The following is a 26,635-nucleotide window of genomic DNA, read 5'->3' as shown; positions in this document are numbered from 1 at the left end:
TGCGCATTCGCCAGAAGTCCTCTTTTGCATGAATTAATACTCTTCGCTTTATCCTTTTACAGCAGATCCAACTGTCATAGCCCGTTCTACCTGCTCACTAAAGAACAAATAGACAATAACCATTGGCAGACTCGCCATCGTCATAACCGCCCCCATGCCACCCCAGTCTGTGCTGTATTGGCCTTGGAAGAACAATAGACCCAGCGGCAGTGTTTTCATCCCCTCATCAGAGATCAGAATATAAGCCAGCAAAAATTCATTCCAGTTGTTCAGAAATTGAAAAATGGCTACTGTTGCGACAGCTGGCGTTACAACCGGCACAATAATCTGCAGAAACATCCGGTATACATTCGCGCCGTCCATACAAGCGGATTCCTCCAGCTCCCCAGGGATACCCTTCATAAAGCCGTAGAATACCAGACAAGAGAACGGCAATCCAATGGCGACATAAGGAACAATCAGCCCACCGTAGGTATTAGTCAGATGTAAGTCCCGCACGAGTATAGCAAGTGGAATCATAATTACCTGCAGCGGCATGAACATTCCGATCGTCATATACAATCTGACCCCTTCACGGAATCTCCACCGCAGCCGGGAAATTGCGAATGAGAACATCAGCGATAATATGATAATAAGTAGCGTTGAAATCGTAGAGACTACCAAGCTATTCGTAAAATATCGCGGTATATTGAACTGTGACCAAGCGGCCACATAGTTTTCAATCCGGAAATTAGTCGGAAATCCGAAAGGGTTGGTGACAAAAATCTCATCGTTATTTTTCAGAGAATAAGAAATCATCCATAATAGCGGATAGATGGAAATGATAAAATAAATCCATAAGGGAAGCTGTATGAGCAATGCTCTCACTTTTTTCATAACGTTCCTTTTCCTTTCCGGCGTACTGCCTTATGCTTCATTTCGGTCAAATGTCTTGTTGATAATAATGGTGGCCAGAAGCGACAGAAGGACAAGCACAACCGATACCGCACAGGCATAGCCGTAGTTGCTTTCCAAGAAAGCATAACGATAAATCATAAAGGTAAGCGTATAGTTGCTCGTTCCCGGTCCGCCGTTAGTCATAATCAACATTTGTACAAAAGCACCGATTCCTGAAGTAATGGCAATGATCAGACAGAATTTGAACGTCTCCTTCATCATTGGAATCGTCACCTTACGATGCGCCATCCATTTGGAGCAACCGTCAATCGTGGCAGCTTCCATGTACTGCTCAGGGACAGATTTAACCCCCGCATATAAAAGACTGAACTGGTAACCCATGAACTGCCAGGCATTAACAAAGGCAATCGCAATTATGGATGTGGTTGGAGAAGTGAGCCAGTTTTGTTGATAAGGAATATGCAAAATTTCAAAAAGCCTATTGATCAATCCGTTATTCGGATCGTAGATGGCAATCCATAGCTGACAAACAACCGTAACCGACAGAACTACGGGGATAAAATAAGCTGTTTTCAATAACTTACGCCCTTTGATTCGCGGATCGGCACAGGCAAGCGCAAGAATGGTTCCCAATCCGATCTGAAATACAGCGAGCACCAGTGCAAAAATAAGGCCGTTACGAAGGGATGTCAAAAGCAATGGATCATCAAACATCTCTACATAGTTGGACAATCCGTTAAAAGTAGCCGTACTGAGCCCGTCCCACTCGAAAAAGCTACGATAAAAGGATTGAAGCACCGGATAGATAATCACTACGCTATAAATCAACAGAGCGGGAAGCAGAAACAGCATTATGGCTTTCTTATTACCTAAGTATTTATGCATGCGGTAAGATTCCACTCCTTCCTTACCAAGCTGCTCACCCGATATAAGGGCTCGATCCGGGTGAGCTGCAGGCATGGACCAATTTTTATTTATTTTATTTCTCTAATTATTTATTTTCTTTGTTCAGCACTCGGTTCATGTTATCCGTGAACTGCTTAGCCGAGAATCCTTCGATCAACATATTTTGTGTATTGTCGTCCAGTGCATTTTTAATTTGAACACTGCTTACCGCATTGGCGTAACCCTTTACGTTTGGCAGCACTTCTTCAGCGATTCTTTTCATCATGGCAGGCACTTCACCGGTCATTTCTTTATCCACTTTAGTCGCTACGATCGGGCTACCCAGCTGTGTATATTTGTATTCGCTATATTTTTGTGCGATAAAACTAGCTACTTTCACTGCGGTCTCAACATTCTTGCTGCTAGGAGAAACGGCAAAACCACCAGGGCCTCCGGCACCGTTAATGTACATTTTGTTGTTCTCATAAGTCGCTTCGTCCTTAGCTGGCCAGTACATCCAATCCACTTTATCCCCAAGCTTCTCAGCACTGCTGTAGATTTCCCACTGACCGTTGACGAACATGCCAGCTTTTCCTTGGTAGAACAAAGATGAGGCTTGATCATAATTGGTATTCGTAGCATTGACGTCGAATAAGCCTGCTTCTTCCAGCTTCTTCATTTGTTCTGCTGCTGTTACATAAGGCGAAGGCAAAGTTGTCGTTCCCTTCGTTTCGAGTGGGCCAAACCCTTTCGTCTCCTCACGAGTCACAAGTCCGCTATAAAAAGAAGTAGTGATCCATTTCTCCTTCGCGAAAATTGAGAGCGGTGTATACCCTGCTGTAGAAAGCTTCTTAGCCGCTTCAGCCAGCTGATCGATCGTCTTGATCGGCATCTCGATGCCTACCTCTTTAAAGATATCCTTGTTGTAAAACAACATTTGGAATTCAATTCCCGTATATGGGAATGCGTATACATGACCGTCTGGGGCAATCAGACGGGACTCATTCCCTGTGTTTAGATTCGCTTTGAAATCTTTGGTGGCTTGGTATTCATCAAGCAGCTCGACATTTTTAGATTTGGCGAAGGTTTGCAGCGTAGGCCAGTCTGTTTCATAAATATCCGGCATGTTCCCAGTCGCGGCATATGTTTTCAGCTTCTGGTAGCCGTCTTGAACAGCCTCATCCAGTACAATCTCCACCTCCGGCATTTCCTTTTTTAATTCCTCTACGGCATAATCAAATGGCTTTGAAGTATCTTCGTCAAAATGCTGTGCATAAATTTTTATTTGAATTTTCTTATCGGTGTTCCCAGCGGTCGTATTGGAATCTTCAGAGGTTGAACCACCGTTTCCGGCATTGTTACCACCACAGGCTGTAAGTGAGAAAGCTAAGGATAAAACGGTTGCAACCCCCAGTGTTCTGAATAGCTTGTTGCTCATAATGAATCCCCTTTCTGATGCTCTATTTAGTGGAGCTAGTTGAAACCGCTATTTGTTAGCGTTTTCATCGTCCTGTTTCTATTATATTTGAGCCTTGAAGACCCAAAAAGAGCCATATCGGGCACAATCGGTAATAAACAGGACAAAATGAAAGCGGCCTCACCAGAGAGCCGCCACCAAATTTGTTTATTAAATTTCATTATTAACGCCAATATGGCGGGAACGGGCAGCCAGCTGCTCAAATTCAGACGGCGGCATGCCATAGTGTTTTTTAAAGCATTTACTGAAATAATTCGGATCATTATAGCCCACTTTACCGGCGATTTCAGACAGTCTCACATTTCCTCCAGCAAGCAGTTCCTTGGCCTGCTTCATACGAGTATAGGTAATGAAATCAAGTACAGAGATTCCACCTTCTTTTCGAAAAACCTTCCGTAAATAGCTGGTATCTACATATACGCCATTCGCTACCTGGTCAACCGTCAGCTCACAATCGGAATAATGCTCCCGGATGTACTCTTTGGCGGCAATGAATAAATTGTACGACTTAGAGGGGCGGTGCTCACGACCTTGATCAATGACTTTACTGTACAAGCCTTTTATCCAGCTTTCGGTCTCATCCCAGTTATCCATCTCCCGTAGCCGCTGCTCTGATGAACCTGCTGGTTTCCAGAGACTTTCCGGATTGATCCCTCTTTCTCCAGCATAGGCAAGGCAAAGGGATACTATACTCATTAAAAGAGTAAAGGAATAGCTGCCTCCCCCTTTCTGGCGTCGTAAAATCTCAATTAATTTGCTTATGTCCTTCGCCGCTGCATCGCCATCCCCCATCTTTAACGCCATCAGCATGGCATCCTGAATTCCAAGATGAGTGATTTCTTTGGATGGAAAGGAGAACTCCTCTATCCCTTCAGAGGAATTCTGCTCGTCCATTTGGAGTGGAAAGAGCTTACTAGAAGCCGTCCCTTCTGCAATTATTTCCGGCTTACCAGCTTTGCGTGCACCTATTTTATGTGACTGAAGGCGCTGCTTCACCTTGATCATCATCTCGTTAAACTCTTGCTGGTTAAACGGTTTCAATAAATAATCTTGTACACCTAAGCGAATCGCTTTTTGCGCATAATCAAATTCATTGTGCCCTGTTACAAAAACAATCAGCATATCAGGAGCATTGGCCTGTAACCGGGTAACCAGCTCCATACCGTCCATATAGGGCATGCTAATGTCCACTAAAGCCAAATCAGGTTTCGTCCGTTCCGCTTCTTCCAGCGCTTCTCTGCCATTTGACGCTTCACCACAGACACTGAAATCATATTTACTCCAATCCAGCTTGGTCCGCATATAATAACGAAACAGCGGCTCGTCATCTACAACCATCACTTTATACATCTATGCTGCCCCCCTGCGCTTCCGTTCCGGGAATCGTCATTTTCATAACAGTACCCTTTCCCAGTCTACTTTCCACCGATAGGCCATATGGTTCTCCAAAATACAGCTTAATCCGTTCATGAACGCTGTAAATGCCAATGGATGCCGGTTTTCCTTCTCGTGAGCGGTATTCTACAATCCGGGACACCTGTTCCTCGGACATGCCAACACCGTTATCCTCCACGGTAATGATAACTTCTCTTCCGTGTGTATAAGCCTCTATTGAGATAAGCCCCTGACTACCCTTTGTTTTTAATCCATGGTAGATTGCATTCTCTATGAGTGGCTGCAGGGACAATTTGGGTACCTTGACTCCTTCGAGAGATTTTGGGATATTAATCTCGTAACGTAATACGTCGGGGTTGCGAACCTGCATAATAGCCAAATAATCAGCTGCATTTGATACTTCCTCGGACAGTGGAATAACCTCGTTTCCTTTGCTAAGAACAACCCGATAGAAGTCTGCCAGTGCCTTGGTCGTATCCCGAGCCGCTTCATTAAGCTCCAAATCGTTGAGTACATAAATCGTATCCAGTGTGTTGTACAGAAAATGTGGTTTGATCTGGGCATGAATCAGAGCTAGTTCATATTCACGTTTCCGGACTTGTTCATTCGTAATCGTCCGCATCAGCTCCTGAATACGACCAACCATGGAATTGAATACGGTGGAGATCAACCCCGTCTCATCCTCTGTAGTCACTGGTGAGGTGACATTCAGATCGCCTTCCCTTACTTTACGCATCGCCTTCGTCACCTGAAGAAGCGGATTTACGATAATCTGTGACAGCTTTCCTGCAAGCAGCAGAGACAGTAACAGGCATCCAATTCCCACGAATATAGTTAACGTTATATTACGGTGAATATCAGCGGTTAACTTTTGCAGCGAAATGGTATTCACAAGCTTCCAATTCAGCTTATCATAATACGTCACAGTGACCAGCTCTCGCCCGCTCCCCCTGCCGATAATTTCCGAGACAGAGCTTCCCGTCTTCCTAAGACTGCCGTTCAGTCTGTCCTCAGGCTTCAGTAGAAGCTTTGATTTATCAGGTGTAGACACGGTCCTTTGCGTTCCGTCTACTATAAAATATTTCTTGTCCGAAGAGGTTTCTCTAGCGGTTTCCAGAAAAGCAGAAAGAGCATCTTCTTTTACGTTCACAAATAATGTACCTATTAGGTTGCCCGTTTTAAGATTGTACACGACTTTACTTAGTGTGAGTACCGGAACTGCCGGATCACTAACCAGATAATCTCTCTGCTCCATGGGAAGCCAACGGTTAACCCCGTAGCTGCCTTTTTCTTTAGCCTTCTCCAGCATATCGCTGGTGAATACCTTCTGCTCGTTAGGATTACCGTAGGCGTAAGAGGAATAAATCTGGCCTTCCGTATCCACAAACACAGCAGAATCAACATCCGGAAAAATAATCAGATCGATAGAAAGCTGGCTCTGCATTAAATTGCGAAACCGCGTCTGCTCCACTGTCGAGGATAACAACGGACGTTCAGCATACATCCGATGGATGTCGGTAGTTATAATGTTAGCACTACTCTCCGTATTTTTTACAATCGTATCTATTTGCTGCATGATGAGCTTGGATTCATCTTTAAAATTGTACTTAGCCTTTTCGATCATCGAACGGCTGAACATCTGCCCTGAGAGCAAGCCTAAAGCAAGCAATGGAAAAATGATCAAAGGTATAAAAATAAGGATAATTTTATTACGAATCTGCAATCTTCCAAACCACTTCACTAAGGAATCCCCCCGCATAACAGCCGCCTCCTGTGTGTTCTAGCGGTAATTCATTATGTGCTTCATATCCGTAAATCTCAAGGAGAAAGTATAAATACATATACAACTAGGGCGAGTGTCAGCAGGATAAAAACATTCTCTACAGCTCCACCTTTTTTCGTGCCTGTACTCATTAGCTTTAGACGCAGCTTAAATGGAATGGGCGGCAGGGGCGTAATTCCCCTTTGGGTGAGAGAGTCGGCTAATAGATGAAGCGCATAAGACATGCCGCCTGCAATCCATAGACTGCCACCATCCTGTATACCCGATGAAGCAAAATACAATAAAGTGCTCCAGCCTGCAACAGCATATAAGGTATGAGTCAATCCACGATGCGGGACAAGTGATGTAACTACGAGTATACAAGCTACTATGTAGTTCCAAGGGTCATATGCCCCTCCGTATGCAAATACCGCAGTAGCGATTAGTACCATCACCAGATGCCGCAGCTTTCTTCCCGGCAGGAAAGTCACACTCCCCACAAGTAGGGCCAGTACAATATTCCAAGGGCTTTCAACGATTCCTGCAAAATAAAGATAAATCGCTGCTCCTATCAAAGCAACCTGTAGTACCCTGAGCAGAAAGTCAGGAATCGCCTTGCGTACCAGTAACGAATTCGGTTCATCAATGTCTGGCAGGAGCGAGCTTAATGCGGCGACGGCAATAACCGGGATTGTAATCTCATGGGCCATCAAACTCATTACAGATAGGGTAACCCCGGTGCTGATAATTAAATGGGATCTGCCCATCATAGTGAAACCGCTCCTTTCTAAGATGCAAAAACAAGAACAAATGTGCGGTTATCGAAGTATATCAAGACCCGGTTTTTTTGTCTACATAAAACGCTGAAATCGCTTAGTATATAAGCCTTTACGCGATTTCTATCTTGTCCTCCCCATGAATATACGATACAATTTGGACAACTTGACCTTGTCGTCTACATAGAGACGGCAGCTGCTGAAGAAAGGATGACCTAAGTAGTGAAGCGTTCCCGTATAGCCGATTTTAGCCTGCTATTGGTGGCGATGATGTGGGGATGTACCTTTCTGATTGTACAAAATGCTGTCAAGGTGTTGCCACCGCTCGCGTTTAATAGTATCCGCTTTATGGGCGCTGCCCTGTTGCTGGCTCTAATCACAGTTATTTTTTACCGCAAGGATTGGAAACAGCTTAGTTTCCGCATGGTACGCGATTCTCTGCTGCTTGGCCTTTTTTTGTTTATGGGCTATGGCTTTCAGACGATGGGACTTCTATATACAACAACCTCTAATACCGGCTTTATTACCGGGCTATCGGTTGTCCTAGTTCCCTTTCTGTCTCTTGCCCTATTGAAGCATGCGATTTCACGATACACTTGGTTCAGTGCGGCACTCGCCGCAATCGGGCTTTATCTGTTGACCTTCACAGGCTCTGCATTATCCTTGAATAAAGGCGATGCCTTGATTCTTCTGTGTGCCATAGCTTTTGCGTTACAGGTAGCCTATACTGGCGTTTATGCACCTCATTATCCGGCGTTGCCGCTAGCTACTCTGCAGCTTGCTTTCGTTGGGCTGTTCAGTATTGCTGCCTCGCTTATTTTTGAAGGGGCAACACCGCTCGCCCACAGCGGGGAGCTGATTAAGGACCCAGATGTGCTTTGGGCTCTGCTGATCTCCATCGGGCCAACCAGCGCTTTTGCCTTCTGGATTCAAACCGCCTGTCAGAAATATACTACCCCATCACGGGTAGCCATTATTTATGCCACAGAACCGGTATTTGCCGTTCTGACGGGTTTAGCCTTTGGCGGGGAAACACTCGGGTTGTCCGCTCTGCTCGGTTGTGGTTGTATTCTGGGGGCTATGCTTATGGCAGAGCTGAGCCCGGAACCGGGTCAGAATCAACATAAGAAGAGTTATTTTTCCAAATTACATCTATTTAGAAAGAGATAAGGAGAGAGACAAATGTACAAATTGATCGCGATTGATATTGATGACACTCTGATTAATGATGACAAGGAAGTAACACCTGCTACCCAAACTGCGCTTGAAGAGGCTGTTGCCGCAGGTGTTGTTGTAACCCTTGCTACAGGCCGTGCTTACGCTTCCGCTCAAGCCATTGCCCGTCAAACTGGACTAAACGTACCTATCATTACTTACCAGGGTGCACTCGTTAAGAACTTGCTCGATGAAAAAGTACTGTATGAGCGTTACGTCCCGCAAGATGCAGTCCGCAAGCTGTTCACTTACTGCGTGGAGCATAATCTGCATCTGCAAACTTACATTGACGACAAGCTATATGCCCGTGAAGACAACCAAAAGATCAAAGACTATACGGACTTGAATAAAACGCAATATTTTATTGAGCCTGACTGGGAAAAGCTTGTCCCGCAAAAAACACCAAAAATGCTAATTATCGATGATCCTGATTTCTTGGATGAACTGGCTCCAATCCTGCATGAATTGCTTGGCGATTCCGTGCATATTACCAAATCCAAACCACACTTCCTGGAAATCATGCATCATGAAGGAACCAAGGGCATTGCACTTGAATTCCTAGCCAAACATTACGGCTGTGATCTTTCCGAGACCATCGCTGTAGGTGATTCTTGGAACGACCATGAGATGCTGGAAGCTGCCGGACTTGGCGTCGCTATGGAGAATGCTATTCCTGCTCTGAAAGAAATTGCTGATTTCGTGACCTTAAGCAACAATGACGATGGCGTGAAATATGCGATTGATAAATTCATTCTTAATAAAGTGAACTAAACTTCCTTAAGCAAAAGGGTGCAGCAACGCCATATTTCATGACGTTGCTGCACCCTTTTTTATTCCAAAACTCAAACTCCTGTAGAAGCTAATTCCACTTTCTCGGTTCCCATTCCACTCTCTTCTTCCTGCTCTAGCTGAGAATAGTACAAATCATTATATCTTCCTTCAGCAGCAAGCAGTACATCATGCGTTCCACTCTCCACAATTTCACCATTCTCCATCACGAGAATGATATCAGCGTTCTGAATCGTAGATAAACGGTGCGCGATAACGAGTGTAGTTTTGTCTCCCATTAGTTTACGAATGGCCTGCTGTACCAGTTTTTCTGATTCATTGTCAAGTGCAGCAGTAGCTTCATCCAACAGTAGAATAGGAGCGTTTCTCAGAATTGCTCTTGCAATGGAAAGCCGCTGACGTTGTCCCCCGGACAGTCGTGAGCCTTCCTCACCAATATCAGTATCCAGTCCCTCAGGCAATTCCATTACAAAATCATAGGCATTCGCTTTTCGCAAAGCTTCCAGAATTTCTTGCTCATCCGCCTCTGGATTTCCATTCCGGATATTATCACGAATGCTTCCTGTATAAAGACCTGCCTCTTGCGGCACATAGGAAAAATAACTTCTAAGCTTAGCCAGACTCATCTCGTTGATCCGCTGCCCATTGATTATTACTTCGCCCTCATCGGGTTCATACAATCCCAGCAATAGTTTAAAAAGCGTAGATTTACCTCCACCACTCGGTCCCACAACCGCCATCTGTGTTCCTTTTTGAAGCTCTAAGCTGATCTTGTTTATACTTTGTCTCTCTGCTCCCGGATACGAGAATGAGATCGACGACATAACCATACTCATAAATTCTGGTTGCTTAGTCTTCACTTCTGGAAGGGTCTCAACCTCCACCGGGCTATCCAACACCTCAAAGATCCGTCCCGCCGCCCCAAGTGATTGCTGCATCGAATTGATCAGTCCCGGCAATGATGAGAACGGCATCACTAAATAATTCATGAGCTGGATGAAAGCAATCATCGCACCGACCTCAAGTGATCCTTTTGCCACAAAATAACCAGCCACGACCAGCGCCAGAAGAAACGTAAAGTTTCCCAAAAAAGAGGAGAATGAGCCAGTAGCTCCCTCAATTCTTCCCCGCTTCAATTCTTCAGAAGTAATATTCTCACTATGCTCCTGATACTGCTTCATTAGTCTGCGTTCAATGCTAAAGGATTTAAACACCATACTACTGCCTAGAATGTCATGTAAAAAGGAAGTAATCTTGCTCATATTAGTCTGAATCTTCACACTGTTCTCACGCATCGCTGAACCGAAGATTTTTCCCGTAAGGAACATCAAAGGCCCCATTGCAAAACAGATCAATGCCAGTAGCCAGTTAATATAGAGCAAATAACCAAATGCCGCGAGGGCTAGTAAAGGGTTACGGATTAGATCAATCATTACCTCGCCTGTAGCATTACCAACAGATTGATTATCATTAGTAAAGCGGGACAATAAATCCCCGGAATGATTACGGTCAAAATAAGACTGAGGAAGAGCTAAGGCATGCCGCATCATATCCAACCGCAGCTCATTTCTGATCTTAGCTGCGATTTTATTTTTGAGATATCGATCGATGAAACCATTAATTGCACTCACTAATAAGTAGATTAATCCGAAAATAACCAGCCCTTTAAAAGCTTTCACATCGAGTCTAACCGCAGCATCCGTAATTACTGAGAGCAGCCAAGCAATCGTTAAATCCAGAACAATCCCAAATAAAGTCGTAAATAATAAAATCGTATATAAGAGCTTGTGCCTTAACATATATGTACTTAATCTTGAAAATACGCCTTTCTGCTTCAAAGAACCAGCCCTCTCACTTAAAATTCTATACCTCTAACCTTAGCGAACACCTTACTGTCATGCCGTTCCCCGTCATACCCAAGACTCGCACTGCGCAGGATCCCTTCCAGTGTAAAACCCGCACGTTCGGCTACCGCGGCACTTTTGGTATTTCGTGCACTACAAAAGATTTCGAGACGATTCGCCTCTAATTCCCGTATGGCAAAATTGGTGATTCCATTTACGGCTTCTGTCATATATCCTTTGCCTGCACAGGCGCTCCGGATCCAATAACCAATCTCAAAATTGCGGAGTTCCCAGTTTAGATGATGCAGGCTAATGCAGCCGATAAAACCCTCCGTATCCCTTCTAAAAATACGCATATGTAGCTTATCCCTTTTTAGAAACTCCAGTCTGCCTTCTCTAGTAACTTTCTCTGATTCTTCTAATGTGGGTATTACTTGAGCAAAAGCCATCCAAGGTCTCAATTCATCTATACTTTCACGGATAGCCTCATTCATGCTAACTCCATCTCCCCATAAAGGGGCACGAATGAGCAGCCTCTCTGTTTCAAAACTCTCGGGAAAATCAAGCAGGATTGGATCCTTGGAGTCAGCCACTTCGTACTCCTCCTTTGGCGATGATAATTATTCTAAATATGTAAAAATAATACGATATGCTTTTTGATTATATAGTATATATCGGGATCTGAATACTGAATGCAATAGAAATCACAAAAGGAACATCAACAGGCTGAAGTTGCCCGAATGATGTCCCTTTTTGATTTAGTGAATATCTCAACTAAAGCGGACCACTCCATTTATTGGCTTGAAGAGTTCATTAAACATATTCAACAAGGCGGAATATAACAGGTTTAAATAGGATCATGAAAACTTCCTTCCAGCAAAAGGGAGTTTTCTTTTTATCTAAATTTCAGCTGATCTCCGAAGATCCTAAGGGTATTCTCATCCCCGTCTCGGCCAGCGTAACATTTTCCGGTAAAATATATGATTTTCTCATATCCACATCATGCGACATATGGGTATAGATTGCCTTTTGAGGCTTCACAGTTTGCAGCAGCTCCGCTGCTTCCGTCATATCGTATACAGAACGAGTCGATAACTCCGCTGCTTCGTAATAGAAGCTTGTACCTAATACCAGCAAGTCAGCTCCATGCATCAGGCGTGTCTCTTCAGCTCCAAGAGAAATGGAATCTGGACAATACACCCATACATAGCCCTCCTTCTCCAGACGAAAAGCATACGAGTATCCATTCTTGCCATGGTTCACTTTCCAGGTATCAATTGTCCAGCCGTCTAGCTCTATGCCTTCATCACAAGGAATCATCTCGATCTGATTGCGCAGCCATGGATATTGCCGCTCTATTATCGGGATCACTTCTGCTGGGGCATAGAGCTGGCCCTTATATCCCATCCAGCGGCAAGAATCCGCCCATTCCGGCAGCCCACCAATATGATCAAAATGAGCGTGTGTCACCAGCAGTCTGCGCATATTCCGTACTCCCTGCGCCTCCATCTGACGCCGCCAGTCAGGCCCACAATCGATCACTAAAAAGTCACTGCCATTATCTATAAGCACAGAAGAGCGCAGGCGAATATTTTCACCCTGTTCCCTTGCCTCTGTACAGGTCTCACAACTGCAATATACCCGAGGAACCCCCATGGCATCCCCTGTACCCAAAAACACCAACGTATCCATCTGCTATCTCTCCTTCAGGTTCTCTTCAACGAAGTAATAAATCTAAATTACCCTCTCTCTATCTTAAAGAGACCCACCAAAAAAAGCCATCCCCACCACAGATGAACTGCTGGGATGACTCTTTTGTTATACCTCTACCTTATATTCCGGCAAGTACCTGATACCAAATTCCACGCTTGGAATAAAGTGAGCTTCGCACCTCATCCCAGCCTCCTAAATAGTTAATATCAAAGAGGCCCGCCGGATCAGGGTAATCGCTTTTGTGCTCAGCATAGACTTGTTTATCCACGGGACGAAAGCCATATTTTGCAAAGATCTCTTGTGCCTGTGGAGTTATCAAAAAATCAACCAGTGCTTCTGATGCTATGCGTGTCCCATGCTCATCCGCATATTTCTCTACAACAGCCGCTGGATTCTCAATCAGAATTGTATTTTTAGGAATAATGACTTCGTATTTGACTCCCTGAGCAATCCGAGCCAGCAGTTCATTCTCATAGGTGACAATTACATCCCCCACTCCATACTCGAAGGCTGCCATAGAAGCGCGGCCACTCTTATCCAGAGACTCTACATTGGCATGGATGCTTTCCAAAAAAGCTTTGGCTGCTGCTGGATCCTTTGCCCCCTCCTGCTCCTCTGACAGCTTCAGACCAGCCCCATAGATCGCGTTGATATCCCATTGCGCACCACCAGAGGTCTTCGGGTTTGGATATAACACTTTAATCCCTTGCTTGGCTAAGTCCGCAAAATCGCGAATGCCTTTGGGATTTCCTTCGCGGGTACCAAGAGCTACTACTGAACGTGTTACCATGCCTTGTTCACCCTGCTCTTTCCATGTTGGCGCTACGAGTCCAGCCTTAACTAGCTTCTCGACATCACCTTCCATGGCTAGCAGCGTCACATCCGCTTCAAATCCACCTACAATCGCTCTCGCCTGTGTCCCTGAAGCCTCATAAGACTCCTGAAAATTAATATCCTGACCCGTATCTGCCTTCCACTTGGCAGCAAATAACGGCAAAATATCCTGCATCGCATCCTTAGCCACACTGTATGCGCCAATTACCAGCGTAACATCCCCTTGCTTCGAAGGCTCTGCCATCGTCGTAGCTGCCTTCTCATTCCCGCAACCGACTACTGTCAGCGTGAGTATGGCCAGCATTAGGGCAGCAAAACATCCGTGCAGTTGTCTGCTCCTTTTGATATTCATTGCGGCCCACATCCTTCGAGGTAATGATTTTTAATATTTCCTTGAAAGTAGCTCTATGGCTGAAACTTAAAATTCAAGTATCCAACGTTCGGTATTTGCCGTAATTACGCGGAATGTTTGGACTTTCGGCCGCTGTTGTTCCCAGATTTATTAATTTTATATCCTCAGCGGATTAAATCCGGAAACAAAGGCGGTCGCTCCGCTCCTACAGTTCCAAACTTCCACTTCATTACTTCTGGCCTTCACATCAGTTCCTCTAATCCTAGCGAATCACATTCGCTACTATAAGAAATTGAAAATCATTTTATTTATTTTTAAATAAAAATCGGCATTGGATCTTCTTTCAGGTTGTTCTCCTGGATCCAACTGCGCTCATCATTAAACAGATAAGCCCGATGTACCAGTACTGAGATTTCCTGACCCGGCTGCAAGGTTTCTTTCTCCAACGAACGGTAGGTGACGAGCTTGTGGCCATTTACTTCAACCTCAACGAGCCATTCGCTGCCGCGGAAATGCAGATGTTTCACAACACCTTTTTCCGTGGCAGAAGCCATCTTGAACTCATGCAGGTTACCCACTTCAATATATTCAGGACGAATCAGCGCTTTGGTAGGTTTTCCGTCCCCCGCACCTGTAAAGCCTTTAACCTCAGAAGCGTTCTCAATCAGCGTAGATTCGCCGATAAATGTTGCCACGAACGGTGTTTTGGGTTCCTTGTAAATATCCCACGGGGTACCCTTTTGTTCCAAACGTCCTTGATTAATGATCATAATTTCATCCGCTACTTCAATCGCTTCATCTTGGTCATGGGTTACAAAAATAGAGGTGATACCTACACGCTCAATCAGTTCACGCAGCCAAGCGCGCAGCTCCTGGCGGATCTTCGCATCAATAGCGGCAAAAGGTTCATCTAAAAGCAGCAGCTGTGGTTCAGGCGCAAGCGCACGTGCAAAAGCCACACGCTGACGTTGTCCCCCTGATAGCTGATGCGGATAACGTTTCTCGAACCCTTTTAACCCTGTAAGCTCCACAAGTTCCATAACACGATCGCGGATAGCTGTTTTGTTAGCCTTTTTAACCTTTAAGCCAAAAGCGATATTATCAAAAACAGTCATATGTTTGAAGAGTGCATAGTTCTGGAAGACGAAGCCGATCCCACGTTCTTGAGGAGGAAGATTGTTCACCGTCTGACCATGAAAAATAATCTCTCCGGTATCCGGTGACTCCAGTCCCGCCAGCATACGTAGAATTGAGGTTTTCCCGCCTCCACTTGGGCCGAGCAATCCAATCAGGTGACCTTTTGTAATGGTGAAATTGACGTCCTTGACCGCATGAAAATCTCCAAAATGCTTGTTTAACCCCCGCACTTCTACATGCATATTACTGCACTTCCTTTCTTCTCTTGGTCCATTCCATCAACAGCAGCAGACCTGCGGAAAATGCAGCCAGAACTAGCGCTATTCCTCCAGCAGCCGTCACATTAAAATTCTCAACATCCTGATAGACTAAAGTTGTCGCCGTCTGAGTTTTGTTCATAATGTTCCCCGAAACCACAAGTACCGCGCCGAACTCTCCAAGTGAACGTGCCACCGTAAGAATGACACCATACACAACCGCCCAACGAATCGAAGGCCAAGTTACCTTCCAAAAAATAGTCCAGCTACGAGCGCCCAATGTCGAAGCCGCTTCCTCCTGCTGTGAACCAATCTCCTGAAGCACCGGCATAACCTCACGCACCATTAAAGGAAAGGTAACAAATAAAGTGGCAATGATCATCCCGGGAATCGCATAAACGATCTTTAGTCCAATTCCCTCAAAAATCGCTCCCAAGGTACTATCGGGACCCAGCAACAGGACAATCATCAATCCTCCGATTACAGGGGATACCGCGTAAGGCAAATCCACAATACTGTTCAATAATCCTTTTAGACGCTTGCCGATCCAGTTCGCCCGAACAAGATACAGAGCCATCATAATACCGAACAATGTATTTAATAACGTAACTACTATCACAACAAGCCCAGTCATCATGAGCGCATGCAGCGCTTCAGGCCTAGTCAGAGCATTCCAGAAACCACCAAATCCTTCACTAAAAGCACCGATAGCCATTTTTCCTAATGGAGCAGCAATGAGCAGAAAAAACACTAAATAAGTAAGAGCAATCCATAATTTCCTCATGAGCGTCTCCCCCGCATCTGCAGCATATTAATCAGCCAAAGAATGAGAAAGGATAAGGTCAAGAGAATAACAGAAACCGCAGCGGCGGAGACCGGATTATCACTTTCAACTTCACCAAAAATAAAAACAGAAGATACAAGCGTACGCCCCGGAATATTACCTGCGACGAGTACCACTGCACCAAATTCCGCAAGTGCTCTTGAAAATGCGAGCATCCCACCACTGATCATCCCAGGCGCCATTGATGGAAGAATAACTTGCCAGAATACCCTTGCCCCCTTGGCACCCATTGTATATGCTGCTTCCTCTTCGGATGGATCCAACTCCTCCAGCAAGGGCTGAACCGCTCGAATCACGAATGGAAACGTCACGAACACCATAGCAATTACGATAGCCGGTTGATGAAAAACAATTTCAAATCCAAGTGCCTCAGCTGCTTTGCCGATAAGGCTCCCTGGTCCAAGCAGCAGTAGAATCATCAAACCTCCGACAGCTGTTGGCAGTGCAAAAGGTAAATCGACCAGACTGTTTAGCAGCGCTTTACCAGCAAATTGATAACGAATAAGGACCCAAGCAATCATAGTTCCTAACAAAACATTAATTAAAGTGGCGAAAATCGCCAGCTTTAAGGTTAGCAGCACCGACTTCCAAGCAATTGGATCGCTGACGCTTTCCACAAAATTGCCAAAACCAAGAGAAAAAGAGTTGTAATAGACCCCGAGTATGGGCAACACGATCAATACTACAAAATAGAGCAAAATTGTAGTTCGGAAACCCCAAGTCCAGCCTTTGTGTCTAAGTAGCGAATTCAATGATTTTTGCCCTCCCACCTCCGGATAACCGGTCGGTATACTAACCAAAATCCTCATTAATTATTCCTATTTATATACTTGGTTTTATATTATTACTACTTTACCAAATCCTTCTCACCGCCGTCAATTACTTTCAAGTGAATTTGGGTTAAAATATATGTATCAAAGGTACACTAAAAAATGGCACCTCACAGGAAGGGGATTGATTATGTTGCATACTCTGGAGATCACTACTACAAAGCGGGATGAATTACGTGATATTACTCGGGAAGTCATTTCTTATGTAAAAAAAAGTGGAGTTCAAGACGGATTGATTGTAGTTTATTGTCCTCATACCACTGCTGGTATTGCTATTAATGAAAATGCAGATCCTGATGTGAAGCATGATGTTCTGATGCGTTTGGATGAGGTCTACCCTTGGGAGCATCCGAAGTATCGGCATGAGGAAGGCAATACTGCCTCTCATCTTAAATCTATTACTACCGGGCCTTCCCAGACCCTGATCATCCACGAAGGTGAATTAATTCTCGGTCGTTGGCAAGGTATTTATTTCTGTGAGTTCGATGGACCTAGACGCCGGCAATGTTTCTTAAAAATAGTAGAGGGATAATAAACATACAAATGGCCGCTTCCGTTATCGCTGCGGAGCGGCCATTTAGACTATAACTAGAGTCTAGTAATACTTTCATCAAGCAGAGAAGCAGTGTTATACCAATGCACAGCTTTAAAGTGAAGATCTATAAAAAAAACAGCATGTTAAAGGCTGCGACATAAAACCTTTATATGAGCTAACGCTGCCTCTTTCACATCGTCAAATGATACTTTATCCTGGATATAATAAGAAATAAATCCGTGTGCAGACAAGAACATTGTTAACGGCACATTCTGCCAGTCCTCAGACACATATCCCTCTTCCTTCATATGACGGCGCACAATACTTGAGAATAAATCAAAACATCGTCCCTGTTCTGCTCTACAATAAGCTAGCAATTCCTCATCGCGAATCATGAACATAATTTCATATTGATAGGGATGATCAATTCCAAATCTAATAAATTCCATAATCAGCTGTTCTACCCTTGTCATTCCTTCTTCAGGCGGTTTATTCATCACTTGACTGAGTAAAGCAGCCACATGATTAAAATCCTCTACAACAATAGCGTAGAACAACTCCGCCTTTTCCTTGAAATGATAATAGAGAGAGCCGTGGCTATATCCCAAATGCTGACCAATACTTCGCATTGAAATTGCTCGATACCCTTTGGTTATAAACAGATGCCTAGCGGCCTCTAAAATCCTTTCCCTCGACAACTCCTGCTCCACTGCTCTCCTTGCCATATACTAATCCCCTTCGCTGTAGTAAATCCGCCGCCCTTCTGTTATCAGGGCTTGCCCTTGGGTTAGATCTGTTATCCATGCCATAAAAGTGTCACCCTCATCATTTCGCGGCAAACATAACAACGTTACTTTGTCGGTGAACAAAGTCTCGCCAGTCTGAATCCCTCTTCCTCGAAGTTCGTTCTCAACCTTGCCCAGCCAAGTGTACTCAATCTCTACGAATACCTCTCGTCTCAGTACACGGGTGATTACTTCTCCTGCTTCAAGCGCAAGCACTGCTCCATCCGTATAAGCTCTAATCAGCCCACCGGCACCCAGCATAATGCCTCCGAAATAACGGGTCACTACGATTGCGACATTTTTAACTCCCTGATTGCGGATTACTTCCAAAATCGGTTTGCCGGCTGTACCACTCGGCTCCCCGTCGTCCGATTGCCTCTGGATTTCGTCTCTCTCCCCAATCACATAAGCAGAACAGTTATGCGTTGCGTTCCAATGTTTCTTCTTGATGTCCTCGATAAACAACAAAGCTTCTTCTTCATTCTCCACTGGCATAACATGACCAATGAAACGAGATTTACGGATCACAACTTCCTTTGAGCCGGAAGAGCGGACCGTTTGATATTGTTCTAACATAATTATTCCAGTCCTTATTTACATATGATGTCTTCATATAATGTCAGGAGCAGTCCCGGTATTGGATTACCTATGGACTGCTCCTGGTGACTTACATTAGTATGAATGTTCTGTGATTAATAGCTATTGTAAAACCTACTGCAATACTATTCAGTAAGTCTTGCTTCCAGCTCTGCTTTTTCTTTTTCGTAACCTGGTTTGCCAAGTAATGCGAACATGTTTTTCTTGTATGCTTCTACGCCTGGTTGGTCAAATGGGTTAACACCGAGCAAGTATCCGCTGATACCGCAGGCTTTTTCAAAGAAGTACACCAAATATCCAAAGGTGTATGGTGTTTGATCAGGAATAGTAACGATAAGGTTAGGTACTTGACCATCTGTATGTGCAAGCATTGTACCTTGGAAAGCTTTCTTATTCACGAAATCCATAGTCTTACCTGTTAAGAAGTTCAAGCCGTCCAGATCATCCGGATCATTCTCAATCGTAACATGATGAGCTACTTGATCTACTTGGATAACCGTTTCAAAAATGTTGCGGTTACCTTCTTGGATAAATTGACCCATGGAGTGTAGATCTGTGGAGAAATCAACGGAAGAAGGATAAATTCCTTTGAAGTCCTTACCTTCACTTTCGCCAAACAATTGTTTCCACCACTCAGATACAAAGTGTAAGGAAGGCTCATAGTTGACGAGAATTTCAGTTGTTTTACCTTTACGGTATAGAGCGTTACGAACTGCAGCATATTGATAAGCTTGGTTAGTAGCTACATCTGGATTGTTGAACTCATCCGCAGCGGCAGCAGCACCTTGCATCATTTCTTCAATGTTAATGCCAGCTACAGCAATTGGCAGCAAGCCTACAGGTGTCAATACGGAGTAACGTCCGCCAACATCGTCTGGAATGATGAAGGATTCATAACCTTCTTCAGTTGCCAATTTCTTAAGGGCACCTTTTTCCTTGTCTGTAGTAGCGTAAATGCGTTTACGAGCTTCTTCCTTGCCGTATTTCTTCTCCAGAGCAGCGCGGAAAATGCGGAAAGCAATCGCTGGCTCAGTAGTAGTTCCAGATTTGGAGATTACGTTCACGGAGAAGTCTTTACCTTCTACTAGATCAAGCAGATGCGTGATGTATGTAGAGCTAATGTTATTACCAGCGAAATAAACTTCTGGAGTTTTGCGTTTATCTTTAGAAAGGTTATTGTAGAAAGAATGCGATAGCGCCTCAATAGCTGCGCGTGCTCCCAGATAAGAACCTCCGATACCAATTACAATCAGTACCTCGGAATCGCTTTGGATCTTCTTAGCAGCTTGTTGAATGCGAGCGAATTCTTCCTTATCATAAGCTGTCGGCAGATCGATCCATCCAAGATAGTCAGAGCCTACACCAGTTTTGTTATGCAACTGTTCGTGTGCTAGCTTAACTGGGGCGGCAAGGTTGTCGATTTCTTGTTGGTTAAAAAACGAAAGAGCTTTTGTGTAGTCAAAATTAATCTTCTTAGACATCGGTAATGGTAACCTCCTGTTTTATCTCTTTAAATTTAAAACCGTTTGTTACAACTTTATAATTAGGATACTTTAATTTGCCTTGACTGGCAAGGTCTTAGGGCACATAGAGGGCATTAGAACCAAGTTTTCCAAAGTTCCTTGGAAGCGTTTCCTGTATCAAAAGACATAGGTGTGCTGTGGTGCTGGACTAAGTGCCGTGATAGAATAAAGAAAACGGAAGGTGGCTATATAAATGAAACAAATCGGTTTTATCGGACTCGGAACAATGGGTGCGCCTATGGCCTCCAATTTACTACGTGGCGGCTTTCAGGTTACGGTATACAACCGTACGGCAGCCAAGTGTAAACCTCTTGAAGCAGAAGGTGCCCAGACTGCTCTCACGCCCCGCGAAGCGGCTGAGGGTAAGGATGTTATTATTACCATGATCAGCAATGATGATTCGGTTCGTGAAGTGTTTTATGGTCAAGATGGTATTCTTGATGCTGTAAAGCCTGGTGGACTAATTATTGATTCCAGCACAATTTCACCAGGACTAGTTCGTGAAATTGCCGCTGCTGTAGAAGCGCGCGGTGGACATTTCCTAGACGCGCCAGTAACTGGAAGCAAACCAGCAGCGATTGAAGGAACCTTAGTGTTCATGGTCGGCGGTAGTGCTGAGGTCATAGAACAACATCGTGATATCTTTGATACTTTGGGTAAGAAGCTGCTACATATGGGTGAGAACGGCAGCGGCGCTGTGGCCAAGCTGGCTCACAATGCTATGGTAGGTATTCATAATGTTGCCCTAGCCGAAGGGTTCGCCATTGCCGTTAAATCAGGCGTACCAGCAGACAAGTTCCTGGAACTAGTACAACTTGGTTCTGCGGGCAGCAAACAAGCTGAGCTTAAAGGCCGTAAAATCATAGAAGATGATTTCAGCAATCAATTCTCCCTCGCTCTAATGCTTAAGGATTTGAAGCTTGCCTCTGCCCATAGCGATTCAACAGGCGTTCCTTCTCCTATGCTGGGCTTGGCTAAAAGCATGTTCCAAGCTGGATTCACCCAAGGTTATGGTGAAGAAGATCTCTCTGCCGTAGTGAAATGTTACGAAGAGTGGATCGGCCAAAAGATGGGTGCAAATGTATCCAATAAATAAATCCAAGAGCTCAAAACCTACTTCATAAGAACATTTACGACCGCCTCGCACATGATATTGCGATGCGGTCTTTTCTTTATGGACAATCCCATTGTCAAACCAATTATACGAACGTTTGTTTGTATAATTATAATACCAAATTAACAGTTGTAGTGCAAGAAAATATTGGTTGCTGTGGAGTTACTCAGAACGTTGTGGTGGTGTTGGTGGGATAGTTACTAAGAAGGTCGCGAAGTACTAGTTTGTCGCAAAAGTTACTGTATTAGTGATGAAACGGTGGATAGTTCTGGTGGAGTTACTGATGAGTTGCTAAATAGTCGCTTAAAAGTTACTGAGGGAGCGCTGAAATGTTGGGTAAGTGCTGGAGAAGTTACTGGATAGTCACTGGGTGAGTTGCTGGTTAGTTGCTGCTTAGTTACTGGAGGAGTCACTGGGTGAGCTGCTGTTTAGTTGCAAATTGGTTACCAAGATGATCGCTTGATGACTATGGTATATCCCGTATTTTCTGGAACCTCTCCCTCGCTCCAAACCTCAAGCTCCTTAACTAAGTAACCTCTGCGGTACACAGCTATCTCTATCGGACTCAGCTGACCTTATTCGCAGTATAATCCCACATTTGGCATGCTATCGGACTCCATAGTCGCTATTGGCATGAAAAACGCCAATTATGAGCCTATTTCTATGGAATAGTTGCACTGGTGTCCGAAAACCTGCTCAAAAGACTATAAATTTGCTAATAGCGTCAGCTGGGTCCTTAGCGGTAGGATTGGTGGTGACCCGGTACTACATTGGTGTTGATCTAGTGTTAACGCCATCTGGGTCCGTACGCAGTGGGTTGGCGCTAACCGGGTGCCCAAGTTGGTGATGACACAGCGCCATCGGACTCAGCTGACCTTATTCGCAGTATAATCTCATATTTCGCATGCTATCGGACTCCATAGTCGCTATTGGCATAAAAAGCGCCAATTATGAGGTTATTTCCATGGAATAGTTGCACTGGTGTCCGAAAACTTGCTCAAAAGGCTATAATTTTGCTAATAGCGTCATCTGGGTCCTTAAGCGGTAGGATTGGTGTTGACCGGGTACTACAGCAGTAGGATTGGTGTTGACCGGGTGCTACAGCAGTAGGATTGGTGGTGACCCGGTACTACATTGGTGTTGATCTAGTGTTAACGTCATCTGGGTAGTTACGCAGTGGGTTGGTGCGGACCCGGTGCCTAAAGTTGGTGATGACACAGCACCTTCGGACTCAGCTGACCTTATTCGCAGTATAATCCCACATTTGGCATGCTATCGGACTCCATAGTCGCTATTGGCATAAAAAGCGCCAATTATGAGCCTGTTTCTATGAAATAGCTGCACTGGTGTCCGAAAACTTGCTCAAAAGGCTATAAATTTGCTAATAGCGTCATCTGGGTCCGTACGCGGTGGGGATGGTTATGACTCAGTGCTAATTTGGTGATGATCCGATTCAGCCCTAACGTCATTTGAGTCCTTAAGCCTCAAAATAGAATGATGAATACATAATTGAACATCAAGCAATATCACCAACCAACAACACAAAAAGCAGCGATCCTCCAATAACAGGAGAACCGCTGCCTTGCTGACTTTTACGATTTTTAAATTGAATCCGGGTCGTCTCACTCATAGAAAAAAGCTACTTATAGGACAGCCCTTAGAAAAGTCTGTTTTCTATAGAACCGGGTAAGAACAGCAATAATCAGTTACTTCAAATACTTCCAACGCAAATTTAGAGTTGCCAGGAACATTGAACGTTGATGCTCCCTTAATCTCCTGCCATACCTCAGTGCCGGGAAGCAGCACTTTAAGATCGCCGGACAGAATCTCCATAATTTCAGGACCATCTGTACCAAATTCATACACACCCGGCAACATGATGCCCAGTGTCACCTTAGATCCATCTTGCAAAATTACCGTACGGCTGGTTACTTGTCCGCCATAATATACATTGGCTGCTTTTTCGATCGTTGCGTTGTTAAACTGACTCATTACTTGTTCTCCCCCTAATGATTATTCAGTTAATTACAGAAGTGCTTTCACACGGCTAACTACATTCTCTACAGTAAAGCCGTATTCTTTCATAACTCTATCGCCAGGCGCGGAAGCTCCGAAAGTAGTGATGCCTAGGATATCGCCTTGGTCACCAGTGTAACGTTCCCATCCGAAGGTTTGTGCCATTTCGATAGCAAGACGGGCTTTGACTCCTGGAAGAATTACGGAATCACGATATTCTTTGTCTTGTTTTTCGAACAGATCCCAGCTTGGCAAGCTGATTACACGAACATCGATGCCTTCTTCTGCCAAAGCAGCTTGCGCTTTAACTGCCAACTGTACTTCAGAACCAGTTGCGATAAGTTGTGCTTGTGGAGTGCCATTTTTGGAATCAGAGACAACATAACCACCACGTTTGATGTTTTCACGAACGCCATCTACGGTTCCAGCAAGAATTGGCAAGTTTTGACGAGTCAGAACCAAAGCAACCGGATTCTCTTTGTTTTCCATAGCATAAGCCCATGCTGCAGAAGTTTCGTTAGCATCAGCCGGACGAATAACAGTCAGACCTGGGATGATACGCAAGGAAGCCAATTGTTCGATTGGTTCATGCGTAGGACCATCTTCACCAACTGCAATACTGTCATGTGTCAGTACATAGGTTACTGGCAATTTCATGATCGATGCCAAACGAATTGCTGGACGCAGGTAGTCTGTGAATACGAAGAATGTTCCTCCGAATACTTTAAGACCAGTGTGTAGAGCAATACCGTTCATTGCAGCAGCCATACCAAACTCACGTACGCCGAAATAAATGTTGCGGCCATCATAAGATTCTGGTGTGAAAGATGTCAAACCATTCAAATGCGTCATAGTGGAGCTTTCCAAGTCAGCGGAACCACCCACTAGCTGAGGAACGCCAGCAGTCAGACCGTTAAGCGCACTACCGGAAGCGACACGAGTCGATACTGCTTTATCTTCAGTAGTGTAAGTTGGAAGGTTAGCATCCCAGCCTTCTGGAAGATCGCCATTGATTACTGTTTCGAATTGTGCAGCTAGCTCTGGATATGCTTTTTTGTAAGCCGCAAATTTGTCGTCCCAAGCTTTGTTAGCTGCGATTCCGTTTTTCTTCACTTCTGCAAAATGTGCACGAACTTCATCAGGCACATAGAAATCTTCTTCGTATACCCATTTGTAGAAATCTTTGGTCAGCTTAGCTTCTTCTGCTCCAAGTGGGGAACCGTGAGTACCGCCATGGCCGCCTTTACCTTGTTTGTTAGGGCTACCATAACCAATAACTGTCTTCACTTCGATCAAAGTCGGTTTGCTAGTCTCAGCTTGCGCCTCAGCAATAGCTTTTTCAATAGCCGGAAGGTCATTTCCGTCTTCTACGCGCAGAACTTGCCAACCATAAGCATCAAAACGTTGAGCTACATTTTCGGAGAAAGAAAGATTCAATTTACCATCAAGGGAAATATCATTTGAATCATACAATACAACCAATTTTCCGAGTTTCAAATGACCAGCAAGAGAAGCGGACTCAGAAGAGATCCCTTCCATAAGGTCACCATCACCACAAATAGCATAAGTATAGTGGTCAACTACGTTATGTCCTTCTTTGTTGTAGGTTGCGCCCAATTGAGCTTCGGCCATAGCCATACCAACGGCCATGCCAATACCTTGTCCAAGCGGACCTGTAGTTGCATCAACACCAGCTGTGTGACCAACTTCCGGGTGACCAGGAGTCAAGCTACCCCATTGACGGAATTGTTTCAATTCTTCCATAGGAAGATCATAGCCGCTAAGGTGCAGCAAGCTGTACAGAAGCATGGAACCATGTCCAGCGGACAATACAAAACGATCGCGGTTTACCCATGTTGGATGATCAGGGTTATGATTCATTGTTTTTGCAAACAGTTGGTAGCCCATTGGTGCAGAACCCATTGGCATACCTGGATGGCCGGAATTCGCTTTTTCGATAGCATCAATAGCCAACGTACGAATTGTTGTGATCGACAGGTTATCTACTGTTGAGTTTTCTTCCTTCTGGATCGCTTGTTCTTGTTCACTCATTTAATAGTTCCTCCTCTGAAATCTCAAGAATGTCATTTTGACTCTTATTGTATCACTAGTGTGGAAGCAATTCCAATTGTTTTTAAAAACTCTTTGTTTGACAGCTTATGTTTTGCAATATCTACGCATTTATATACGCAAAAGTAACTATGTCATGAGACGGGTTTTTACTTAGCCTATGGTCTAGTTTTCTATTGCGACTAAAGTTTGTTTTACAATGCTCGAATATAAAGTAAGATGGAGTTACACAAGTAAAATTTTCATTCATTATCCAATATCTCCAAGTGGAAAGGAATTCTGAACATGACTTCGAAAAAGGATGTTTATATTGTGCTTACCGGTACAGGTACAGCCTTCAGTGGTTTCATTAAGTGGTTTACAAAAGCTGATCTGAACCATGCTTCGATCGCCTTTGATAGTGAACTACGTGAAGTGTACAGCTTCGGAAGAAAAAAAATGCACAATCCATTCGTCGCGGGTCTGATTCAAGAAAATTTCATTCACCCTTTCTATAGCAGCGCAAATTGCTCTATTTATCAGTTACGTGTCAGTGCCACGGAATACGATGCCATGTACAATCATGTCCAAGGGATGATGAAAAATCAGGAACGTTATAAATACCATCTTTTAGGCCTGATCGGCGTACTTCTAAATGTTAAAATAGATCGAGAGAACGCTTATTTCTGCTCTCATTTTGTTGCTTCCTTATTTGAAAATACCGCAGTTCAGCCTGTGAATAAGCCTTCCTGCTTTGTTACCCCGGAGGATTTCGCTCTTTCACTCTGTTCCCATAAAATATTCAGCGGCAAGTTATCCTATTATGTGCGTAGAGCTCAAAGAGCCTCTGCACGTTCGACGAACATACCTTTACATACACCTTCCGTTGCGACAAGAATGATGAGAATGAATGAAGAACGGACTGAAGGAGTTATATAAGTTGTTGCTCGTAAAAAAGGGCTATGCGGATCGTATTTCCGCGTAGCCCTTTTTAGATGGAAAAAGGATA

At 44.4% G+C, this 26,635-nt stretch carries 23 protein-coding genes; 5 read left to right on the top strand and 18 right to left on the bottom strand.

Features of this window, described 5'->3' with window-relative positions; all coding sequences use genetic code 11:
• Window positions 1-48: 48 nt before the first annotated feature.
• The 6 genes from MHH89_RS28100 to MHH89_RS28075 all read right to left on the bottom strand — a co-directional run bounded on the left by MHH89_RS28100 (window position 49) and on the right by MHH89_RS28075 (window position 7,186).
• On the bottom strand, window positions 49-876 hold the full coding sequence (locus MHH89_RS28100; RefSeq protein WP_036681776.1) for a carbohydrate ABC transporter permease: 828 nt from the start codon (window positions 874-876) through the stop codon (window positions 49-51).
• A gap of 30 nt (window positions 877-906) precedes the next feature.
• Window positions 907-1,782 (bottom strand): carbohydrate ABC transporter permease, encoded by an 876-nt coding sequence (locus MHH89_RS28095; protein ID WP_038569153.1) that lies wholly within the window; start codon window positions 1,780-1,782, stop codon window positions 907-909.
• 106 nt (window positions 1,783-1,888) lie between these two features.
• Complete coding sequence (locus MHH89_RS28090; RefSeq protein ID WP_076128153.1) at window positions 1,889-3,220, bottom strand: ABC transporter substrate-binding protein; 1,332 nt, start codon at window positions 3,218-3,220, stop codon at window positions 1,889-1,891.
• A 189-nt stretch (window positions 3,221-3,409) separates the two neighbouring features.
• Window positions 3,410-4,609, bottom strand: a complete 1,200-nt coding sequence (locus MHH89_RS28085) for a response regulator transcription factor (protein WP_076128155.1) — start codon at window positions 4,607-4,609, stop codon at window positions 3,410-3,412.
• On the bottom strand, window positions 4,602-6,413 hold the full coding sequence (locus MHH89_RS28080; protein WP_076128157.1) for a cache domain-containing sensor histidine kinase: 1,812 nt from the start codon (window positions 6,411-6,413) through the stop codon (window positions 4,602-4,604). Before MHH89_RS28080 ends, MHH89_RS28085 begins: the two co-directional genes overlap by 8 nt.
• A 59-nt stretch (window positions 6,414-6,472) precedes the next feature.
• Entirely contained in the window at window positions 6,473-7,186 is a 714-nt protein-coding gene (locus MHH89_RS28075) for a metal-dependent hydrolase (RefSeq protein ID WP_076128159.1), read from the bottom strand.
• A 228-nt stretch (window positions 7,187-7,414) separates the two neighbouring features.
• Here MHH89_RS28075 and MHH89_RS28070 point away from each other — a divergent pair, with 228 nt between their 5' ends.
• Both MHH89_RS28070 and MHH89_RS28065 read left to right on the top strand, forming a co-directional pair.
• Window positions 7,415-8,362 (top strand): DMT family transporter, encoded by a 948-nt coding sequence (locus tag MHH89_RS28070; RefSeq protein WP_052096830.1) that lies wholly within the window; start codon window positions 7,415-7,417, stop codon window positions 8,360-8,362.
• Between the two features lie 12 nt (window positions 8,363-8,374).
• Entirely contained in the window at window positions 8,375-9,178 is an 804-nt protein-coding gene (locus tag MHH89_RS28065; RefSeq protein WP_036681768.1) for a Cof-type HAD-IIB family hydrolase, read from the top strand.
• A gap of 71 nt (window positions 9,179-9,249) precedes the next feature.
• Here the strand turns inward: MHH89_RS28065 and MHH89_RS28060 are convergent, their stop codons facing one another.
• From MHH89_RS28060 to cysT, 7 genes are all read right to left on the bottom strand, one after another.
• Window positions 9,250-11,034: an ABC transporter ATP-binding protein gene (locus MHH89_RS28060; RefSeq protein WP_341088625.1), complete on the bottom strand. Its 1,785-nt coding sequence runs from the start codon at window positions 11,032-11,034 to the stop codon at window positions 9,250-9,252.
• A gap of 17 nt (window positions 11,035-11,051) precedes the next feature.
• Window positions 11,052-11,633 carry a GNAT family N-acetyltransferase gene (locus MHH89_RS28055; RefSeq protein WP_076128163.1) on the bottom strand — a complete coding sequence of 194 codons (582 nt, stop codon included), beginning with the start codon at window positions 11,631-11,633 and terminating at the stop codon, window positions 11,052-11,054.
• Between the two features lie 313 nt (window positions 11,634-11,946).
• Window positions 11,947-12,732 (bottom strand): MBL fold metallo-hydrolase, encoded by a 786-nt coding sequence (locus tag MHH89_RS28050; RefSeq protein ID WP_076099032.1) that lies wholly within the window; start codon window positions 12,730-12,732, stop codon window positions 11,947-11,949.
• A 139-nt stretch (window positions 12,733-12,871) separates the two neighbouring features.
• Window positions 12,872-13,939, bottom strand: a complete 1,068-nt coding sequence (locus MHH89_RS28045; protein WP_076218825.1) for a sulfate ABC transporter substrate-binding protein — start codon at window positions 13,937-13,939, stop codon at window positions 12,872-12,874.
• Between the two features lie 314 nt (window positions 13,940-14,253).
• Window positions 14,254-15,318: a sulfate/molybdate ABC transporter ATP-binding protein gene (locus tag MHH89_RS28040; protein WP_076104838.1), complete on the bottom strand. Its 1,065-nt coding sequence runs from the start codon at window positions 15,316-15,318 to the stop codon at window positions 14,254-14,256.
• A gap of 1 nt (window position 15,319) precedes the next feature.
• Entirely contained in the window at window positions 15,320-16,117 is a 798-nt protein-coding gene (locus MHH89_RS28035) for a sulfate ABC transporter permease subunit (protein WP_076104839.1), read from the bottom strand.
• Complete coding sequence (gene cysT, locus MHH89_RS28030; RefSeq protein WP_076128166.1) at window positions 16,114-16,929, bottom strand: sulfate ABC transporter permease subunit CysT; 816 nt, start codon at window positions 16,927-16,929, stop codon at window positions 16,114-16,116. Before cysT ends, MHH89_RS28035 begins: the two co-directional genes overlap by 4 nt.
• Before the next feature lie 208 nt (window positions 16,930-17,137).
• Here cysT and MHH89_RS28025 point away from each other — a divergent pair, with 208 nt between their 5' ends.
• Complete coding sequence (locus MHH89_RS28025; RefSeq protein WP_076128168.1) at window positions 17,138-17,539, top strand: secondary thiamine-phosphate synthase enzyme YjbQ; 402 nt, start codon at window positions 17,138-17,140, stop codon at window positions 17,537-17,539.
• 146 nt (window positions 17,540-17,685) lie between these two features.
• On the opposite strand, the gene MHH89_RS28020 is transcribed toward MHH89_RS28025, so the two are convergent.
• From MHH89_RS28020 to MHH89_RS28010, 3 genes are all read right to left on the bottom strand, one after another.
• Entirely contained in the window at window positions 17,686-18,267 is a 582-nt protein-coding gene (locus MHH89_RS28020) for a TetR/AcrR family transcriptional regulator (RefSeq protein WP_036681739.1), read from the bottom strand.
• A 3-nt stretch (window positions 18,268-18,270) separates the two neighbouring features.
• Window positions 18,271-18,903, bottom strand: coding sequence for a YigZ family protein (locus MHH89_RS28015; protein ID WP_076099036.1), 633 nt, complete (start codon window positions 18,901-18,903; stop codon window positions 18,271-18,273).
• Window positions 18,904-19,049: 146 nt separating this feature from the next.
• On the bottom strand, window positions 19,050-20,405 hold the full coding sequence (locus MHH89_RS28010) for a glucose-6-phosphate isomerase (protein WP_036681734.1): 1,356 nt from the start codon (window positions 20,403-20,405) through the stop codon (window positions 19,050-19,052).
• A gap of 235 nt (window positions 20,406-20,640) precedes the next feature.
• Between MHH89_RS28010 and MHH89_RS28005 the strand changes: the two genes are divergently transcribed.
• Window positions 20,641-21,543, top strand: a complete 903-nt coding sequence (locus MHH89_RS28005; RefSeq protein ID WP_076206557.1) for an NAD(P)-dependent oxidoreductase — start codon at window positions 20,641-20,643, stop codon at window positions 21,541-21,543.
• 1,692 nt (window positions 21,544-23,235) lie between these two features.
• Here MHH89_RS28005 and ppnP read toward each other — a convergent pair.
• Together ppnP and tkt are read right to left on the bottom strand one after the other, a co-directional pair.
• Window positions 23,236-23,553, bottom strand: a complete 318-nt coding sequence (gene ppnP / locus MHH89_RS28000; protein WP_036681729.1) for a pyrimidine/purine nucleoside phosphorylase — start codon at window positions 23,551-23,553, stop codon at window positions 23,236-23,238.
• A 33-nt stretch (window positions 23,554-23,586) separates the two neighbouring features.
• A complete protein-coding gene (gene tkt / locus MHH89_RS27995) occupies window positions 23,587-25,629 on the bottom strand; it encodes a transketolase (protein ID WP_036681727.1) in 2,043 nt (680 codons plus the stop codon).
• A gap of 303 nt (window positions 25,630-25,932) precedes the next feature.
• Between tkt and MHH89_RS27990 the strand changes: the two genes are divergently transcribed.
• Window positions 25,933-26,565: a hypothetical protein gene (locus MHH89_RS27990; RefSeq protein ID WP_036681725.1), complete on the top strand. Its 633-nt coding sequence runs from the start codon at window positions 25,933-25,935 to the stop codon at window positions 26,563-26,565.
• Window positions 26,566-26,635: the final 70 nt, after the last annotated feature.

It is taken from the genome of Paenibacillus sp. FSL H7-0323 (assembly GCF_038002725.1).
GTDB lineage: Bacteria > Bacillota > Bacilli > Paenibacillales > Paenibacillaceae > Paenibacillus_AQ > Paenibacillus_AQ odorifer.
Note: the sequence above shows the minus strand (reverse complement) of the source record. Positions and strands in the feature narration are given on the sequence as shown.

Coding starts and splice junctions, on each gene's coding strand:
- MHH89_RS28100 (WP_036681776.1), bottom strand. CDS start 876: ATGAAAAAAGTGAGAGCATTGCTCATACAGCTTCCCTTATGGATTTAT.
- MHH89_RS28095 (WP_038569153.1), bottom strand. CDS start 1,782: ATGCATAAATACTTAGGTAATAAGAAAGCCATAATGCTGTTTCTGCTT.
- MHH89_RS28090 (WP_076128153.1), bottom strand. CDS start 3,220: ATGAGCAACAAGCTATTCAGAACACTGGGGGTTGCAACCGTTTTATCC.
- MHH89_RS28085 (WP_076128155.1), bottom strand. CDS start 4,609: ATGTATAAAGTGATGGTTGTAGATGACGAGCCGCTGTTTCGTTATTAT.
- MHH89_RS28080 (WP_076128157.1), bottom strand. CDS start 6,413: ATGCGGGGGGATTCCTTAGTGAAGTGGTTTGGAAGATTGCAGATTCGT.
- MHH89_RS28075 (WP_076128159.1), bottom strand. CDS start 7,186: ATGATGGGCAGATCCCATTTAATTATCAGCACCGGGGTTACCCTATCT.
- MHH89_RS28065 (WP_036681768.1), top strand. CDS start 8,375: ATGTACAAATTGATCGCGATTGATATTGATGACACTCTGATTAATGAT.
- MHH89_RS28050 (WP_076099032.1), bottom strand. CDS start 12,732: ATGGATACGTTGGTGTTTTTGGGTACAGGGGATGCCATGGGGGTTCCT.
- MHH89_RS28045 (WP_076218825.1), bottom strand. CDS start 13,939: ATGAATATCAAAAGGAGCAGACAACTGCACGGATGTTTTGCTGCCCTA.
- MHH89_RS28040 (WP_076104838.1), bottom strand. CDS start 15,318: ATGCATGTAGAAGTGCGGGGGTTAAACAAGCATTTTGGAGATTTTCAT.
- MHH89_RS28035 (WP_076104839.1), bottom strand. CDS start 16,117: ATGAGGAAATTATGGATTGCTCTTACTTATTTAGTGTTTTTTCTGCTC.
- MHH89_RS28025 (WP_076128168.1), top strand. CDS start 17,138: ATGTTGCATACTCTGGAGATCACTACTACAAAGCGGGATGAATTACGT.
- MHH89_RS28020 (WP_036681739.1), bottom strand. CDS start 18,267: ATGGCAAGGAGAGCAGTGGAGCAGGAGTTGTCGAGGGAAAGGATTTTA.
- MHH89_RS28015 (WP_076099036.1), bottom strand. CDS start 18,903: ATGTTAGAACAATATCAAACGGTCCGCTCTTCCGGCTCAAAGGAAGTT.
- MHH89_RS28010 (WP_036681734.1), bottom strand. CDS start 20,405: ATGTCTAAGAAGATTAATTTTGACTACACAAAAGCTCTTTCGTTTTTT.
- MHH89_RS28005 (WP_076206557.1), top strand. CDS start 20,641: ATGAAACAAATCGGTTTTATCGGACTCGGAACAATGGGTGCGCCTATG.
- ppnP (WP_036681729.1), bottom strand. CDS start 23,553: ATGAGTCAGTTTAACAACGCAACGATCGAAAAAGCAGCCAATGTATAT.
- tkt (WP_036681727.1), bottom strand. CDS start 25,629: ATGAGTGAACAAGAACAAGCGATCCAGAAGGAAGAAAACTCAACAGTA.
- MHH89_RS27990 (WP_036681725.1), top strand. CDS start 25,933: ATGACTTCGAAAAAGGATGTTTATATTGTGCTTACCGGTACAGGTACA.